Source organism: uncultured Clostridium sp. (assembly GCF_934754915.1).
In the GTDB taxonomy this organism is placed as follows: domain Bacteria; phylum Bacillota; class Clostridia; order Clostridiales; family Clostridiaceae; genus Clostridium.
Genome location: NZ_CAKVKB010000076.1, coordinates 1 through 17974, shown reverse-complemented (window position 1 = coordinate 17974; position 17974 = coordinate 1). Strand labels below are relative to the sequence as shown.

At 27.9% G+C, this 17974-nt stretch carries 14 protein-coding genes and 1 pseudogene; 12 read left to right on the top strand and 3 right to left on the bottom strand.

Features of this window, described 5'->3' with window-relative positions:
- Positions 1-76: 76 nt before the first annotated feature.
- The 12 genes and pseudogenes from Q0F58_RS11940 to fliB all read left to right on the top strand — a co-directional run.
- Positions 77-238 (top strand): annotated as a pseudogene (locus Q0F58_RS11940) (zinc ribbon domain-containing protein); the annotation flags it as partial.
- A 74-nt stretch (positions 239-312) separates the two neighbouring features.
- Positions 313-450: a hypothetical protein gene (locus tag Q0F58_RS11935; RefSeq protein ID WP_294376790.1), complete on the top strand. Its 138-nt coding sequence runs from the start codon at positions 313-315 to the stop codon at positions 448-450.
- A 205-nt stretch (positions 451-655) separates the two neighbouring features.
- The gene (locus tag Q0F58_RS11930; RefSeq protein ID WP_294376787.1) at positions 656-3574 is read left to right on the top strand and encodes a hypothetical protein; all 2919 of its coding nucleotides are present in this window, start codon (positions 656-658) and stop codon (positions 3572-3574) included.
- A 239-nt stretch (positions 3575-3813) separates the two neighbouring features.
- Positions 3814-4326 (top strand): RNA polymerase sigma factor, encoded by a 513-nt coding sequence (locus tag Q0F58_RS11925; RefSeq protein ID WP_294376795.1) that lies wholly within the window; start codon positions 3814-3816, stop codon positions 4324-4326.
- Complete coding sequence (locus tag Q0F58_RS11920) at positions 4323-4748, top strand: hypothetical protein (protein ID WP_294376784.1); 426 nt, start codon at positions 4323-4325, stop codon at positions 4746-4748. The genes Q0F58_RS11925 and Q0F58_RS11920 overlap by 4 nt, the downstream gene beginning before the upstream one ends.
- Positions 4748-5275 (top strand): hypothetical protein, encoded by a 528-nt coding sequence (locus Q0F58_RS11915; RefSeq protein ID WP_294376781.1) that lies wholly within the window; start codon positions 4748-4750, stop codon positions 5273-5275. Before Q0F58_RS11920 ends, Q0F58_RS11915 begins: the two co-directional genes overlap by 1 nt.
- Positions 5268-5555: a LiaF transmembrane domain-containing protein gene (locus Q0F58_RS11910; protein ID WP_294376793.1), complete on the top strand. Its 288-nt coding sequence runs from the start codon at positions 5268-5270 to the stop codon at positions 5553-5555. Before Q0F58_RS11915 ends, Q0F58_RS11910 begins: the two co-directional genes overlap by 8 nt.
- Positions 5556-5877: 322 nt before the next feature.
- Complete coding sequence (locus Q0F58_RS11905; protein ID WP_294376778.1) at positions 5878-7314, top strand: 6-phospho-beta-glucosidase; 1437 nt, start codon at positions 5878-5880, stop codon at positions 7312-7314.
- Positions 7315-7537: 223 nt separating this feature from the next.
- On the top strand, positions 7538-10819 hold the full coding sequence (locus Q0F58_RS11900) for a hypothetical protein (protein ID WP_294376775.1): 3282 nt from the start codon (positions 7538-7540) through the stop codon (positions 10817-10819).
- A 295-nt stretch (positions 10820-11114) separates the two neighbouring features.
- Positions 11115-11765 carry a YitT family protein gene (locus tag Q0F58_RS11895; protein WP_294376773.1) on the top strand — a complete coding sequence of 217 codons (651 nt, stop codon included), beginning with the start codon at positions 11115-11117 and terminating at the stop codon, positions 11763-11765.
- A gap of 32 nt (positions 11766-11797) precedes the next feature.
- Positions 11798-12346, top strand: coding sequence for a class I SAM-dependent methyltransferase (locus Q0F58_RS11890; RefSeq protein WP_294376767.1), 549 nt, complete (start codon positions 11798-11800; stop codon positions 12344-12346).
- A 140-nt stretch (positions 12347-12486) separates the two neighbouring features.
- Positions 12487-13707 (top strand): flagellin lysine-N-methylase, encoded by a 1221-nt coding sequence (gene fliB / locus Q0F58_RS11885; RefSeq protein ID WP_294376764.1) that lies wholly within the window; start codon positions 12487-12489, stop codon positions 13705-13707.
- A 259-nt stretch (positions 13708-13966) separates the two neighbouring features.
- Here the strand turns inward: fliB and glgB are convergent, their stop codons facing one another.
- From glgB to Q0F58_RS11870, 3 genes are all read right to left on the bottom strand, one after another.
- Positions 13967-15784: a 1,4-alpha-glucan branching protein GlgB gene (gene glgB, locus Q0F58_RS11880; protein WP_294376761.1), complete on the bottom strand. Its 1818-nt coding sequence runs from the start codon at positions 15782-15784 to the stop codon at positions 13967-13969.
- A 520-nt stretch (positions 15785-16304) separates the two neighbouring features.
- Positions 16305-17075 carry an acyl-CoA thioester hydrolase/BAAT C-terminal domain-containing protein gene (locus tag Q0F58_RS11875; protein ID WP_294376758.1) on the bottom strand — a complete coding sequence of 257 codons (771 nt, stop codon included), beginning with the start codon at positions 17073-17075 and terminating at the stop codon, positions 16305-16307.
- Positions 17076-17114: 39 nt separating this feature from the next.
- The gene (locus Q0F58_RS11870; protein WP_294376755.1) at positions 17115-17789 is read right to left on the bottom strand and encodes a TetR/AcrR family transcriptional regulator; all 675 of its coding nucleotides are present in this window, start codon (positions 17787-17789) and stop codon (positions 17115-17117) included.
- Positions 17790-17974: the final 185 nt, after the last annotated feature.

The window sequence follows — 17974 nt, the reverse complement described above, 5'->3', positions numbered from 1 at the left end:
AACTATATGACTCCAGTTGAGTATAGACTTGCAAATATGACCGAATAAAAAATGTATTAAAAAGTGTTGACAATCCAGATTCTATGCAAGCAGTAAAATATGTTCATGTTGCGGAGAAGTAAAGAAAGATTTGAAACTTAGTGATAGAATTTACAAATGCGATAACTGCAATGCTGTAATTGACAGAGATAAGAACGCAAGTATAAATCTTTTTAACTATGGTAAATCAATAGCTTAGTTACCTTAAACAACACTATTGATATGTACCGATACGTTAGTCGGGAATTTACGCCTTTGGAGTATCATACCAATGTGAGTAGTTTTAGATTTATCTATTACCAAAACAGATACAATGAAAAAGGAATAAAACATAAGATTTATAAGTTTTTAGTAACGGTTCAGAAGGTTCTGAAACTGGAGGAGGATCTTCATGGTAAAAGTTTTGAATGATCAGATAAAATTATTGTGAAAATTTTAGAATAGTTAGAATTGATAAACAATATTAAAAAAATAATCTAATATGTATTAAGTAATTCAAATAACTATCGACAAATTAGTAAGATATGTTGAAATTTTAGACATGAATAGTGAAAAAATTCGATATATTAAAAAACAACTATTTTGATATAAAAGAACAAAGGAGAATTATTTAATCATGAAGAAGAAGATGGTTATATCATTAGGTCTTGTTGCTGCTAATATAGCAGTAATGCCTGCAAATGCAAAAATTACAGAAAATATTAGGATGGCTGATAGTGATGAAATAAAAATGGGGAGAAATATAGATGACGAAGATAAAATAATGATACAGTCATATGATGAAAATGCAACAACATTATCTGAAGTTACAACACCCCCATCAGTTACAATTCCACCAGTGTCGGATAATGACAAACAGGAAGATTATTCATCACTAGTGACTGTTATATCAGAAGATGGAGAACTTACAACAACATCTGGAGCAGCAGTAGAAGTTTCAATAGAACTTAAAGCACCCTCAGTGGTCTATGGAAATCCAGTAACTAGATCTGAATTAAGTGGTAAAGTGGTCAATAAAGAAACTGGTGAAAAAATATCAGGAAGTTTTTCATGGACTGAAGAAATTAAAAATTTAACAGAAACAAAAGAACATGAATGGGAATTTACACCTAAAAACAGCAAATATACTAATACTATAACTGGAGAAATAGAAGTAAAAGTAAGAAAGCATGATTTAAAAGCATATAATATCAGTTGTACAGAACTATATCTTGGAGACAGACTTAAAGAAAGCAAACTACAAGGTAAATTTGTTGATGAGTTTGGGCATGAAGTTTTTGGAAATTTAGTGTGGGATAGTCCTAGTCAAACTGTGATTGAAGATGCTGGACAGTTTCATTGGACATTTGTGCCAGATGATTTGAATAGAAATAATATTGTAAAAGGATCGTTGATAGTAAATTCTAAAAAAGGAGATGTTGTAACTCCAGTTGTTAGAGAAATGCACTCAGAAAATATTAGAAAACTGGATGAATTCAAACCAGTAGAAGGTGTTATGGAAGATCCAGTAACTAAAGAAGTGGTAAAAGGGACTTTTAAAATAGTAAATAAAGCTCCAAAAGTATATAGCAAAAATGAAGCTGAAGATGTTGAAATAGAATGGGAATTTACTCCGGAGAATACTAGAAGATATAATATTGCAAAGGGAACAATAACTGTTAAAGCAAATTTAAGAATGTTAAAATTGGGAGCTGCAGCAGGAAGTACAATAGTATTTGGAAGTGAAAGATATCAAAGTATAATAAAAGGAGAAGCCATAGATGCTGTTACCAATGAACTTGTAAGCGGATCATGGAGATGGGATGAATCTTGGAAGAGCGTTAATAACAGTGGTTCTTATCCAGTAATATTTATTCCTGATATAGATAATGTGTATGTAAAGTCAGGTGGAAATGCTTCTGTAAAAGTAGTAAATAGCAATAATCAACAGGAAATAGAAGCAGAAGTATTACATACTGATGATATTTTGGCTGGCGGCATACTAAAAAACAGCAGAATATTTGGTAAAGCATTAGATAAGAATGGAAAGTATGTAAAAGGTGAATTTGTCTGGATGGACCCATCTGAAATATTAGAAGAAGGAGCTAAAACTGCTGAATTTTTATTTATTCCAGCAGATTTAGAGAAGTATAAACCATGTTCAGGAAAAGCTGCTGTTAATGTTTTAAAAGAATATTCAAGTCTTAAAAAACCTCAATTACTTGATGTATCAGCAACATCTGCAAGAAGCGGTCAAATGATTACACAAAGTAAGATTACTGGAAGAGCAGAATATAATGGAGTCAAAGTTGATGGTAAATTTGAATGGCTTGATAAAGATTTCAGATTTACAAAAGAAGGCGTATATTATGATACAATTAAATTTATACCAAATGATTTAGATGAATATAGTGAGGCTTATATAAGTGTAAAAATTAAGGTATATAATGAAAATCAAATAGAAATAGAAAATGTAGTCTTGTCTAATAAAAACGCAGTAGATGTACAAGTAGATAAAAAAATAACTGTACATGAAGCAGAAGCATTAAAAATAGATGGATATGAAATAGAAACTATAGAGCTGCTTGCTCCTTCAGATACACAGAAAATGGCGAGGACAGTAGTAATTGATAATGGATACACATCTAGTGATAGAGTAAGATTAACAACTAAACAGGAATTAGAAGGACAGATTAGAGTTGCAGTAGAGAGTGATTCAGATGGTAACATACTTGATGATGAATTAAAGCCTGATTTTACAGTTAATGTTGGTAATAATGGTGGATCAGGAAGTACTGGAGGAAATAACTCTGGCGAAAGTAATGGAGAAAACTCAGGAAATAATTCTAATGGAAATAATACTGGTGGAAATTCAGGAAACTCTTCTAGTGGAAGCAGCATAGGAGCAAATTCATCTAGTGGAAGTTCAGGAGGGTCTAGCGGATCATCATCTAAGAAAAAAAATAATAATGATATAGAAAGCAAAGAAAATGTAGTAATCGTGGAAAATTCATCATCTGATATGAAGGATGGATGGAATGGTGACAAATTTATTAAAGACGGTAAGCTGGTAACAAATTCGTGGGTTATGGTTGGTAACGAGTGGTATTTTACAAATTCAGAAGGAAGTAAAATTAAGTCTGACTGGATTAAATATAATGATACATGGTATTATTTGAATGAAAACGGAATAATGAAGACAGGCTGGTTAAATGATGGAGTCAACTGGTATTATTTAAATGGAAATGGAGCGATGAAGACAGGCTGGTTAAATGACGGAGTTAACTGGTATTATTTAAATGGAAATGGAGTAATGAAAACAGGCTGGTTAAATGATGGAGTTAACTGGTACTATTTAAATGGAAATGGGGCAATGAAAACAGGCTGGCTTAAAGATGGAGCTAACTGGTATTATTTAAATGGAAATGGAGCAATGAAAACAGGCTGGTTTTATGATAGTACTGGAGAATGGTATTACTTAAAGAGTAATGGTGAAATGGCTGTAAATGAATATATTGAAGGGTACTATTTAGGAAATACTGGAGCTTTAAAATAGCAATAATAACATAGAAGAGTTTGTCTCGTGAATTAAAAATAAATAGTAAATGTGCAGATATAATTTAGTTTGAAAAATTTTAAGGATATGTATCATCAAATAGGATATATATCCTTTAATTTTTATAATTAGAAAATAATCATTTGTAAATTCAAATAAAAATTGGAAAAGATTTTTTATAAAATTGAAGTGTTTTTCTAAATCCAATCGTTACATATAATGTAGGATAGTTGAAGGTGGTGATTATTATTGAAAATGAACAGTTCGCAGATATTATAAAACAATATGAACGCCTTATTTTTACTATCTGTTTATCCTTTTCAAAAAATTATTTTGATGCTGAAGATCTGGCACAACAGACTTTTTTAAATGCGTATGCAAATTACAGCAAATTTGACGGTAAGAACATAAAAGCATGGCTTACAACTATTGCTGCAAACAAATGCAGAGATTTCCTTAAAAATAGAGCCAGGACAGAAGTGAATATAACAGATGAAGAATATGAATATATAAAGGATGAAACAGGGTCACCAGAAGATGTATTTGTAGAAAAAAATACTCGGGAAAGAATAGTAAATCTATGTAGAAAGTTAAAAGAACCATATAAAAATGTTGCAGAGAATTATTTTTTATATGATGTGAAGCTTTCAACCATGGCACAAACAAGTGGGGAAAATTTAAAAACATTGGAAACACGACTTTATAGGGCTAAAAAAATGTTGAGAGAACTTTGGAAGGAGGAGTTTATGTGAACAAGTTGTTTAATGAAGACGGACATATTTCTGATTATACTGTATGCAGGCTGAAAAAAGAAATGCTAAGTGATGATGAACTTATTAAAGTTTTAGGTCATATTTCTGAATGTATGGAATGTGCAGAAGTATTAGCTGGCAGTTACGATAACAGTGAACTTGAAGAAATTCCGGAAGGTTTTGAAGAAAGTATCAAACTGAATATGAAAGACGATAGGAATAAAAAGTTTAAATTTTATTGTATAAAGGTAGTTGCAGCTGCTTCAATTGCAATATGTATGCTATTTTCCAATGCATTTAATTATATTGCAGGAAGAAGTCTGAATAAAATAAAAGCACCTGATTATGAGAAATCAGTTGCAACATGTTCACAGCTTAATTCACTAGCAGACAGAATAATGAGTATGGAGGTATTTAAGTAATGTATAAGAAAAAAAGCAGATTTTTAACATTTATATTTTCAATGCTGCCTGGAGCAGGACATATGTATTTAGGATTGATGAAAAACGGAATATCACTTATGAGTGTATTTTTCTTTCTATTTTTTATTGCGTCATGGTTTAACATAGGTGCGTTAATGTATGTTATTCCTGTTGTATGGTTTTATGCCTTTTTTGATTGCTTGAATAAATCGGGAATGGATGAAGAAGAATTTTTAGGCGTTAAAGATGAATATTTATTTTCTATAGGATCCTTAATGAAGATTGATGACAATGTGTTAAAAAAGAGAGGGGCAATAATTGGCATATGTCTGTTGATATTTGGATGCTATCTTTTATTGAATAATCTTACTGATTTTATAATGCCATTTTTTCCTCAACAGGTTGTTAGAATAATTAATGACATTATTGAATATATTCCTAAAATTATTGTATCAGTAATTATTATTTTTATTGGAATTTCGCTTATTTCAGGAAAAAAAAGAGAAAGTGAGAAAGATGATGATTAAAGGGAGAAGAGTTGGTACATTTACAACAGGTATTTTGTTAATTATTTTAGGCATTGTATTTTTATTGAAGACATTTATTAAAAATATGGAGATTAAGTGGATAATTTCATTATGGCCTGTAATATTGATTTTTTTGGGAATTGAAGTTTTAACAGCATATGTAATAAATAAGGAAGAAAAAATAAAATATGATTTTCCAGGAATAATTCTTATCATAGTTATGTCATGTTTTGCAATGTTTATGGGAAGTGTAGAAATAATGATGAAGAACTGTTCATAAAATTCTAATGAACTAATAAGGTATATGTTACATATTGTTTTTTGTATGTAACATATACCTTATTATATAATTAATTTTATTTGAGGCATATTATATTAACAAAAGCAATAATTTGCTTTAAAATGTAATCAAGGAAAGAGCATTTTTATTATATAGATTTTGCAGAATAAATAAGAAATTGTAGATTTGTTATATTAGTAATGTTATATGCTTATCTATATTAAAATGTGCTTTTTATAAATTAATTGCAAATGATGAAACTTATGTAATCGTTATTAGTAATAAATGGAATTATTTTGATAAAGAAAGGGATGTGGTTTAAATGGCATTAAGAAAGGATTTTTTATGGGGAGGAGCAGTTGCAGCTCATCAACTTGAAGGAGGCTGGAAAGAAGGCGGAAAAGGTATTAGTGTTGCTGATGTAATGACTGCTGGTTCAGTAGATAAGAAAAGAGAAATAACAGATGGAGTTATTGAGGGATTAAATTATCCAAATCATGAAGCAATAGATTTTTACCACAGATATAAAGAAGATATAGCATTATTTGCAGAAATGGGATTTAAGTGTTTCAGAACAAGTATAGCGTGGACTCGTATATTTCCAAATGGAGATGAAGAAACTCCAAATGAGGAAGGATTAAAATTTTATGATGATTTGTTCGATGAATGTTTAAAATATGGAATTGAACCTGTAATAACATTATCACATTTTGAACTTCCTTATCATTTAGTAACAGAATATGGCGGATTTAGAAATAGAAAATGTATTGATTTCTTTGTAAGATTTGCAAAGGTGTGTTTTGAAAGATATAAAAATAAAGTTAAATATTGGATGACATTCAATGAAATTAATAATCAAGCAAACTATGTAGATGATTTTGCACCTTTCACTAACTCTGGAATAAAATACAAGGAAGGTGAAAATCGTGAATTTATAATGTATCAGGCAGCACACTATGAACTTGTTGCAAGTGCAGAAGCTGTAAGAATTGGTCATGAAATAAATCCAGATTTTCAAATTGGATGTATGATAGCAATGTGTCCTATATATCCAGCTACATGTAATCCAGAAGATATATTTATGGCAACAAGTGCAATGCATAAACGTTATTGGTTTGCAGATGTACATATAAGAGGAGCTTACCCTAAATATATGACTAAATTCTTTGAAAGAAAGGGATATAATCTTGATATTACACAAGAAGATTTAGATATATTATCTAAAGGATGTGTGGATTATATAGGATTCAGTTATTATATGTCATTTGCAGTTAAACATAGTGAAGACAATGTTCATTATGATTATGATGAAACAAAGGATTTAGTTAGAAATGAATATGTTAAGGCTAGTGACTGGGGATGGCAGATTGATCCTATTGGACTTAGATATGCATTAAACTGGTTCTATGATAAATATGAATTACCAATGTTTATTGTTGAAAATGGATTTGGTGCAATCGATGTTAAGAAAGAAGATGGAACTGTAGATGACCAGCCAAGAATAGAATACTTTAGAAATCATATTAAAGCTATGAAAGATGCAGTTGAAGAAGATGGCGTTGATCTTATGGGATATACTCCATGGGGATGTATAGACTTGGTTTCAGCTTCAACTGGTGAAATGAAGAAACGTTATGGATTTATATACGTTGATAAAAATAATGATGGAAGCGGAACATTAGAAAGATCTAAAAAGAAATCCTTTGACTGGTACAAGAAAGTTATTGCAACTAATGGTGAAGATTTAAGTAATATATAATTATTAATAAAGAAACAGCTGTTATAGATTCAAAATAGTCTATAACAGCTGTTTTTAGTATGTACTTAATTATTAGAAATCATTAATTATACACTGTTAATTGGAATATACAATTATTAATTTTTTTGTGAAATTTAATAGATGCCACATAATCTTATTATTAATAAAAATATATATAGTTAAGGGCTGATTTAATCAATTCAAATAATAAGGGGGAATCTATTTGAATGATAATATTATTCGAGATTATGAAAAAGCTGTTCATGAAATATCAAAAGCATACTATTTTATAAATGAGGATGTCTCAGAAAACATAAAACAATATCCATATTTCTTTATTGCAGGTGCAGGAATAAGTGCAGAATCAGTAAAAACAGCAGATCAGATTATTGAGGAATGCAGAAGTATATGCAGTGATAAATTTTATGCTGATACAGAAGAAAGCATTAAAAATCAATATATATATTGGATTAAAAATGCTTTTCCTCATAAAGAAACGAGAAAAAAGTATATTAAAAATATGCTTAATGGGAAGAAGATACCTGAAAGTGCTGTGAAGCTTGCAAATATATTATTGTCACGAAAAGTAGCAAATCTCCTTGTAACACCTAATTTTGATACATTCGTATATGATGCACTTAAGATGTTCGGAGAAAAAAATCTTCTGGTAGCAGAGATGAGTGAAAGTGCTGAAAAGCTTAATATAAGGAGCAAAAACTTAAATATAATGCATGTATATGGAACATATGAATTCTATGACTGTTGCAGTCTGATTGATGAAAAAGAAGAGTTTTTAAAAGGTGAAGCTGATGAATTATTTTATGTACGTTCATTTTTGAGAACCACATTAAATAAAATGTCACCTATTGTTATAGGATACAGCGGATGGGAAGATGATGTAATAATGACAGAATTGAAAGAAAGGCTTAAAATGCCGCTAAAATATAAGATGTATTGGTTTTGCCATACTGAAGAAGATTATGCCCATCTTCCAGAATGGCTTAAACATAGAGAAGATGCTATTTTTGTAATGCCTAAAAAACATACTGTATATAATATGCAGAACGATTTAGAAAATCTAATATCTGATTCATATTTAAAAGCAGATGAGGTATTTAGTTCATTTATCAATGAATTTAATATAAAATTTCCAGATATAGTTCAAGATCCAATGAATTTTTTAAGATCATATTTTAAAGAAAATTTTTCTGATAATATGTTTTCGAATTTTATTTTTTTAGGATTTGATGAGCACATTGATGATGAAAAATTATGTGAAGTAAAAAAAGCAATAATAGAAAAAAATACTGCGGCAGTTTTTGAAAAGATTGAAGAATTTGAACATGAAATAGAATTTCATAATGAAAATTCTATAAGGACTTTAATGAAATATATTTCAATTATAGCAGAAGAAAGCAGTGCAGCAGGATTGAACAGGAATAATTTAAAAAAAATAATAATTTTATATGAAAAGTTTTATAAAGGTATAGAAAAAACAGCATCTGATTATGACAAGATAAAACTATTAAAGCTGTTAATAGAAGAAATAAAATTCAATGATAATTATAATTCTAACAGAATAAAAACAAATGAAGGATTGAATATTTTGAATAGCATAAATGAAAATTCAAAAGAATACAGAGAAGTATATAGAGAACTTATGTGTTTGAAACTGATGTATGAACAGGAGTATGATGAAAATTTATATAATAATATAATAGATAAAGTTTCAAAATGGAATGAGATTGAGGATAGAAAAATGCTTGTAAAAGTATATATTAAGCAGGCAGAATATTTTATAAAAAAAGACAGGTATGAAGAAGCTGTAAAAGCTATTGAAGAGACTGAAAAATTTTCAGCTTATACATATGATAAAGAATGGTCGGAAAAGATTTTTATAGTATGCAGTCTGAGAAAAGCACAGATTTTTAATGATATAGGAGAATATGATAAAGCTCTTAAAGAAATAGAATCTTTAAAAACTAAATATTATAGAAAAGGAGATTTGAAATTCAAACATTTATTTATTGAGGGTTTTCTTCTTCAGGGATCAATTTTGAAAAAAAACATGAAACTTATTGAAGCAGAGGAAGTTCTAAATGAAATATATATTAATTATAGAAATGATAAGGATCAAAATATAAGAAGAATAGCTGTAAAATCACTTCTTGAAAAAGGAGAGGTTTTGGAATTGGATGAAAATTTTTATGAAGCAATTGAAGTGTATAATGATATTATAAATAATTACAATTGTGATTTTGATCATGAAATAAGGTATGCTGTAGCTCAAGCAAGACTTAATAAGATTGTTATATTCACAAAAAATGAAAAAGATGAAATAATAGTAAAGAAATGTAATGAAATATTAAACTTATATAAAAATGAAAAAGATGAAAAGATAAAGCTGATAATTATGCAGATTATATTATGTAAAGCTATAGGACTTCATAACAGTGGAAATCAGAAAGAAGCAGTTGAACTTTACAACAATATAATAAAAGTACGAAAAGAAGATGCAGATATTAAAATAAAATCTTTAATAATGGAAGCGAAAATATTTAAATCATATTGTCTTAAAGATAATGTGTCGCATATTGATACAAAAGAAATGTGTAATGAAATAATAAGTTTGTGCAAATCAAATGATGACAGGAAAGTAATAAACACAAAGGCAGTTGAAACAATGCTGCAGCAAGCAGACATGCTTATTAAATCTGGAGATGTTGATGAAGGCATAAAAATATATGATGAGATAGAAACGGCTTACAAAGATGATGTTAAAATTATAAAAACAATACGTGAATTTATTCAAAGTGCAGCAAAAATAAATTTTGAAAGTGCAAATCTTATTTATGAACATCTTCAAAATAACTGTAATGATTCATCTGATGAAGTTAAAGATGAAGTATTACTTGCTGAATTTATTATATTGGTAAACAATAAAGATACTGAATTTAGCAGAATAGAAGAATATGCTGAAAGACTTTATGAAAGAAGTGACAGGATAAAAAAAGAAGTGGAAGTTATTTTGGGAAACATAGGAACAGATGCTTATATGAACAAAAAATTCAAAACTGCAGAAAATTACTATTATCTTTTATATAAATTAAATAATGACAGATGCTTAAATCTTGCATACATGATAAGGCGTGGAGAAGTAAATAATGAAGAAATATATCCTGATTATGAGATGCTTATAGAAAATGCAGTATCACAGGGAAGTGATATGGCAAATATAAATAAAGCCTTGGTGTTGGTTCATAAAGAAAGATATGATGAAGCTTTAGGCTATATAAGAAAAGTGGAAAGTATAGGAGCTTTTGAGTGGTGGAAACATATGGATTATGAAGTTGAAAAATATATTGTATTGTTTATGGGACTTGTTACGGGAAAAATAAATGAAAATGAAATTGATATAAATGATGTGGTTGAAAAACTGGAAGAATTCCAAAAAAATGATTTTGTTCTTCAAATAGAAAGAATAATTTATCTTGGAAGAGTATAGAATTCATCATTAATTATAGAGAAATATATGTTTTAATTGAAAAAGCATCTTTAGTAATAGTTCTGCTTTTTAATTAGAACATATATTGTTTTTTATGATAGATTTTCTAATTTAAAATATAATTGATATGTAAAATATATATGGTATATACTAATATATGTTGAAAGAATAAAATTTATCTAGTATATGAAAAATATTTAAGAAATCTTGAAAGGATTTCATTCTTTATTTAATGCATATTTTAATTGCGAAATAGATAATTGTTGAGAAAATTACTTAAAGATGAGGTGGCAAAATGTCAAAGAAGGAAATTATTAAACGTTATATAATATTTTTATTAGGATTATTTGCGATGTCTATGGGAATTTCACTTATGGTAAAAGCTAAACTTGGAACATCACCAATATCATCTATACCATATGTGATAAGTCTGAAAATAACATCTGTATCTCTCGGAACATTTACTTTTATATGGAATATGATTCTTATAGCTGGACAGATATTTATTTTAGGAAAAAGATTTGAAAAATATCAGCTTATGCAAATACCAATATCAGTCCTTTTTGGATTTTTCGTAGATTTATGCAAGGAAATGCTTTATTTTGTTGATCCTAAAACATATATAGGCAGTGTATTTGTATTAATTCTTGGATGTTTTACACTTGCTTTAGGGGTGAGTTTTACTGTCCTTGCAGAAGTTGTTTTAAATTCAGGAGAAGGATTTGTAAAAGCTATAACAATAAGAACTGGACAGGAATTTGGAATAATGAAAGTTGCTTTTGATGTGTCTCTTGTAATAATTTCAATTATATTAGGGTTTGTATTTTTTGGTAAAGTTACAGGAGTAAGAGAAGGTACTGTAATTGCAGCAGTGATTTCAGGGTTTATAATAAGGTTTTTTAATAGAATGTTAAAACCTGTTATCAATAGATGGATTGCAGAATAAAAAATATTTTATAAATATGGTTGGTGATATTAATGTTTAAATATGTAGGAGATATAAGTAAAATAGCTCATCATATTATAGAAAGCTTTTTAGAAAATAGAGGAATTGCAGTTGATGGAACATTAGGAAATGGATATGATACAGATTTTTTATGTGAGAATTTTAAAAAAGTGTATGCATTTGATATCCAACAATGTGCATGTGAAAATTATAAAGAGAAGAATAAAGAAAATGTGATTGTAATAAATGATTCGCATGAAAAAATTGATGAATATGTAACTGAGAAAATTGACTGCATTATGTATAATCTAGGATTTCTTCCAGGAGGAGATAAGAAAATAACAACTAAGCATGAAAGTTCATTAGCAAGTATAAAAAAGGGACTAGCTTTATTAAAATGTGGTGGAATTGCAGCTATATGCGTTTACAGGGGACATGATGAAGGAAAGATAGAAGAAGAAAAGATAATAGAATATGTTAAAGAATTACCGAAAAATACATATGGGGTTATGTGTCATGAATTCTTAAATAGAAGTAAAGAAGCACCTCTTCTGCTTATTATAGAAAAAAATCTTAAGTAAATAAAGAGATAGGAGAGCTGAAAAATTGATATAAGCATTAGAAAATTTAAATTGTACATAGAATATTTGTATAATAATTTATTAAGTGTTATTATAAAAATTCATATAAGTAATGTGTGTTGAGCAGGAGAATCAGAGATATGTGTGAAAAACTTAAAGTTACGTTGCCAGATTATTATGGGGAGTTTAAATGTATAGGCGGAAGGTGTGAGGACAGTTGCTGCATTGGATGGGATATAGATATTGATAAAAATACATATATTGACTATAAAGAATTAAAAGAACTTGAATTTGAGAATCTTTTTAAAGACAATATGTACATAAATAGTGAGTGTGTTAATGAAGATGTGGATTATGGAAGGATAAATCTTAATGAAGAAAAGAGATGTCCTTTTTTAAACCAATGTAATTACTGCAGAATACATTCAGAAATTGGAGAAGAATACCTTTCTAATACATGTAGTCATTTTCCAAGAGTATTGAATAAAGTAGATGAAGAATTTGAAATTTCACTGGATTTGGCATGCCCTGAAGCAGCAGAAATTATCTTAAACAAAGAAGAAGGAATTAAATTAAAAAAAGAAGATTTAACTCTGAAAAAATATATAATTGCAGGTGAAATAAATTCAAAAGATGAGGATTTTGAAGATTATCCAGCTAAAAATTTCAGAGAAATAAGGGATTTTTGTGTGGAAATAATTCAAAATAGGAATTTAAGTTTAAGCAAAAGACTTTATGTTTTAGGAGAATTTCTATTTAATCTTGAAGAAAAGTCTTATAATAGTTATGAATATGCAAAAAATTTCATTGAAAATTATAGTGTAGAAAAAAGTGCAGAATGCTATAAAAGAGATGATTTAAATTATATGATGCAGATTTCTTTTTTTGAAAATATAGTAAAATCATTGAATATATATGAAGAAACAGACAGTGAACTGTTTAGAAAATGTACAGAAGAAGTGTTAAAGGGATTTAATATAAAAAGCAAAGAGCAGCTTGAAGAAGAAAGCGATAAATATATAGATTTATTTGCAGATTACAGTAGAGATTATATTGATACAAATGAGTATATTTTTGAAAACTACATAGTTAATTTTATATATAATAATCTTTTCCCATATTCAGAGAGTGATTCTATATTTGAAGGATATATGATGCTTCTTATAAGATATTCATTAATGAGATTTTATCTTGTTGGAAGATATTCATATAGAGGATATGAATCTAGAGATGAAATAATAAGATTTATTCATATATTTTCTAAAGCTGTAGAACATGATAAGAATTATATTGAAGAGATACTTGATTATATTATTGAAAATGAATTTGATAATTTTGATTTTGCAAAAATGATAATGTGATTTAGAGAAAAATTATTTGTTAAGAATGAAAAAAGAAGTAGAAATATAAATTTAAAATAATTTTTGAAAATTTATAACTGTTAAAATAATATTGTGATATAATTACAAGTGTTAATAGATAAAATTTCAGTGAAAATACCTGACTTACATATATATAATATATCATTTAACAAAAAATAATGAAATCTAATATGTATATAGATTTCATTATTTTTATTATTAAGATTTTTTTATCTAAAACAAGAAATTAAATGTATATCTACTTTTTTAAAATTAAACCATTAAATTTATTTAATGACACTGAAATGTAGTGTTTACTATTAATAATCTTAGTGCGTTTTTTCTTTGAAATTTTATTTTCACCACCAAATATCTCGGATTCAGTATTTATAAGTTCAAGATACCATCCAGAATGATCAACTTCAATAAGAAAATCAGAATATTTTTTATTACTCAAGTTTAATATTATGTATAATGAATTTCCTTCTAGATCATTTCTTTTATATGCAAATATACAATTGCAATCGGAATTGATACTTATATCTATCCAATTAAAACTGTTTCTGTTATATTCGTTTTTATAAAGACTGCTTTCTGAAAGATATATTTTTTGAAGAGTTTCAAAGAAATTTTTAAACTTAACATGTTTAGGATAATCTAAAATATCCCAGTCTAACTCCTTGTCATGACGCCATTCTTCAAATTGACCTATTTCATTCCCCATAAAATTGAGTTTCTTTCCAGGATGAGTCATCATAAATAGATATAAACATCTTAAATTACTGAATTTTTCATCATAATCTCCATACATCATTTTTATTACAGAACTTTTAAAATGTGAAACTTCATCATGTGATATAGGAAGAAGAAAGACTTCATTGTAAAAATAATCAAAAGAAAAAGTCATTTTATGTCTGTTGAACTGTCTAACATCAGGATTCATTTGAAAATATTCAAGAGTATCATGCATCCATCCAAAGTTCCATTTATAATCAAAACCAACACCACCATATACTACAGGAGCAGTCACTTTTGGAAATACTGAAGAATCTTCAGCTATAAGCATAACATTAGGATGTCTGTTTTGAAGCATAAAATTAGAATTCCTTAAAAACCATAATCCAGCTTCGTTTATTCCTTTATTTATATCGCCATTTTCATAAATCATGATTGAAACAGCATCATATCTGAGGCCGTCAATATGGTAATAGGAAAGCCAGAAGTCAAGAGCTGATCTTACAAAGCTTATAACATAAGGTTTTGTAAAATCAAAAAGATTTGTATCCCATTCACTATATCTTTTATCTTCATAATCGCTTTCATAAACATAGGATCCATCATATTTACCTAGAGAAAATGAATCTTTTACAAAATGAGCAGGAACAACATCCATTATTACTCCTATATTTTCATTATGGCATCTGTTTATAAAATTCATTAAATCTTTTGGATTTCCATATCTGCTTGTAGCACTAAAATATCCACTTGACTGATATCCCCATGATCCATCAAATGGATATTCATTTAATGGAAGGAGTTCAATATGCGAATATCCCATTTCTTTTACATAGGGAATAATCATATCTGCAAATTCATTATAATTAAAAAAATCATTTCCACTTTTCATTTTCCAAGAAGAGAGATGTACTTCATATATATTGAGTGGAGAATTGAAATTTTTAGTTCTTGAATTCATCCATCCTTCATCAGTCCAATAAAAATCATTTATATTATAGACGATAGAAGCAGTATCAGGTCTTTTTTGACTAAAGAATGCAAATGGGTCTGATTTATCAAAAACTTCATTTTCAGTTGTAAATATGCGGTATTTATATAGTGACATTTCTTCAACATCTTTTACAAATATACTCCACACACCAGATGGATGACGTTCCATATTGTATCCAGACCAGTTATTAAAGGTTCCAACAAGAGAAACATTACAGGCATTAGGAGCATATACAGTGAAACGAACTCCGTTTTGATTATATTCATAAGAAAAATGAGCACCAAATGTGTTATATGCATCAAGGGAACGCCCTTGAAGTATTTCGTCTAATTTATTATTATCTATCATAAAATTACCTCTATACAATATCTTATATATGTGTTCCAATAAAACTATATATGCTAATTGAAACATATATAATAATATTATCAATTTTAATGAGATAAACCAATAAATTATATAAAAATTTTGAAAAATATAAATTATAATACATTAAAATGTTATTTTCAGAAAATTAAGAAAATAATATTGCAAACATTTTCAGAAGAGTGTATAATGTAATCAAGATAAAGGAAGAGATTTATCTTAGTGAACTGACACTTAAAATCCGGCAGAGAAGCATATTTGTAATAGGATATGCTGTTGGTGACAGGCAACGAAAAAACCTGGAAGCAAAGTATGACATAAGGGCATGCATATGTTGGCGGACAACTTAAAAATCAGTTTCTAAGAGGGAACTGTTACAATAAGGGATTGTTGTAGATATATACAATTATTCTTTGTGTACAGTTCCTTTTCGTTTTTATATAAATAAAGCAGTTGAATTAGTAAATTTTAATTCAACTGCTTTATTTATTGAATAATGTGTTTAGTTATTATTTAAATAATCTATTATTATGTTTGTAGATTCATCATATTGCAAATAATAATGTCCTTTTAAATCAAGACATATATGCTGGATGTTTTTGTTATGGCATGATAAAAATTGACTCATTTCTTTACTTGGCCAATATGGATCGTGTTTAGAAGAGAGCAAAAGAATTTTTCCTGTATAATTTTTAACATCTATTATTGCATCTTTATTAAAATACTTTTTAATGGATTTTTCATAACATGTACAAAAGAAATTGTCTGCAGCATCCTTCAGACTTTCATTATCCATGGAAAAACGTATATATGGGACTTCTAGCCCTTTATAAGTCCATGAAGATTTAGGATTTGATATCATTTCAGATATTCCTGAAGGTATATCTGAAAGACCTTGAAATACATAGCAGCTTGGTACACAGCCTATTGTAATAGCTGAATTGTAGTATTTAGCAAGTAATAAGGCAGCTTCAGCTCCTTTTGAATTACCGATTATTATAATTTTTTCATTTGAGATACCAATCTTTTTTTTGAAATATTCAATAGAATTTATAAAATATTCAATAGGAACTCTTTCTAATGTTTTAGGAAGCTGTCCTACTCCAAAATAGGCGAGTAATAAAACATTATATCTATCTTTTAAGTAATTTAAAAATGCTGTATTTATTGTTTCGGGAATTCCAGGGCGACTTCCATTTATTAATACAACTAATGGCTTATTACCGTTAGCATAGAAGTTTCCATAGATATCTTTGGTTCTGTATGTTTCCATATTATCATCTCCTGAATAAGAATAAAATTTAGGTGAAAATTAATCGTTTATACAGTCAAAATGCAATGAAATTACATAAGATATGTATGTATTAATTTTCTTTTCATCAAACTCAATCTTTAAGGCATTTAAATTATATCTGCAAATTGTAAGAATCATTTCGTTAACATCTATGTCAATTTTATCATCAAGCCAGTATTTTATAATTCCTAATATATTGTTGGTTATTAGAATTGAAGTCATATGAATATATTCTATTTTTATAGAATGTTTATAAACAAGATGTTTAAGAACAGTTTCTATATATTCACTAGTTTTATCTATTATTTTTTGACGCTTATTTTCAGTGATGTCACTTATTCCTATTGTTTTTAACAATACCATTTTGGAAATATCTTTATTCTCAATATAGGTACACATAGCAGAAGCAACAGCACATACAAATTTTTTTACAATATCATCTTTTTCATTTATAGCAGCATTTGATGCTGCATTTAAACTTGCTTCAAAGATATCATCATAAATAGCATTTAAGATTTCTTCCTTATTGTTAAAATAAGAATAGAAAGTTCCAGTGGCAACGCCTGCTGTATCTGTAATGTTTTTTATTGATGAATTCATATAACCTTGTTCTGAAAATATTTTTGCAGCAGCTTTAAGAAGAGATTTTCTTTTAAATTCTTTTTTTAATTGTGTTTTTGTTAAATTATTCATAAGAGTACTCCTAACTAAAAATGAATTTGAATTCAATTTCATTATAATGCTTGCAAATTGAATGTCAATATAAATTTTAAAAGAAAATGTTTTTATTTATGGTAAAGTATATGGTGTGTGCATCATATAATAAATTATAGGAAAATTAAGATTAAATTAATATTTTTCCATGAATTAATCTCATG

Excerpts from the sequence above, each read along its gene's own strand:
- Q0F58_RS11930 (WP_294376787.1), top strand. The coding sequence starts at position 656 with ATGAAGAAGAAGATGGTTATATCATTAGGTCTTGTTGCTGCTAATATA.
- Q0F58_RS11915 (WP_294376781.1), top strand. The coding sequence starts at position 4,748 with ATGTATAAGAAAAAAAGCAGATTTTTAACATTTATATTTTCAATGCTG.
- Q0F58_RS11910 (WP_294376793.1), top strand. The coding sequence starts at position 5,268 with ATGATTAAAGGGAGAAGAGTTGGTACATTTACAACAGGTATTTTGTTA.
- Q0F58_RS11905 (WP_294376778.1), top strand. The coding sequence starts at position 5,878 with ATGGCATTAAGAAAGGATTTTTTATGGGGAGGAGCAGTTGCAGCTCAT.
- Q0F58_RS11895 (WP_294376773.1), top strand. The coding sequence starts at position 11,115 with ATGTCAAAGAAGGAAATTATTAAACGTTATATAATATTTTTATTAGGA.
- Q0F58_RS11890 (WP_294376767.1), top strand. The coding sequence starts at position 11,798 with ATGTTTAAATATGTAGGAGATATAAGTAAAATAGCTCATCATATTATA.
- fliB (WP_294376764.1), top strand. The coding sequence starts at position 12,487 with ATGTGTGAAAAACTTAAAGTTACGTTGCCAGATTATTATGGGGAGTTT.
- glgB (WP_294376761.1), bottom strand. The coding sequence starts at position 15,784 with ATGATAGATAATAATAAATTAGACGAAATACTTCAAGGGCGTTCCCTT.
- Q0F58_RS11875 (WP_294376758.1), bottom strand. The coding sequence starts at position 17,075 with ATGGAAACATACAGAACCAAAGATATCTATGGAAACTTCTATGCTAAC.
- Q0F58_RS11870 (WP_294376755.1), bottom strand. The coding sequence starts at position 17,789 with ATGAATAATTTAACAAAAACACAATTAAAAAAAGAATTTAAAAGAAAA.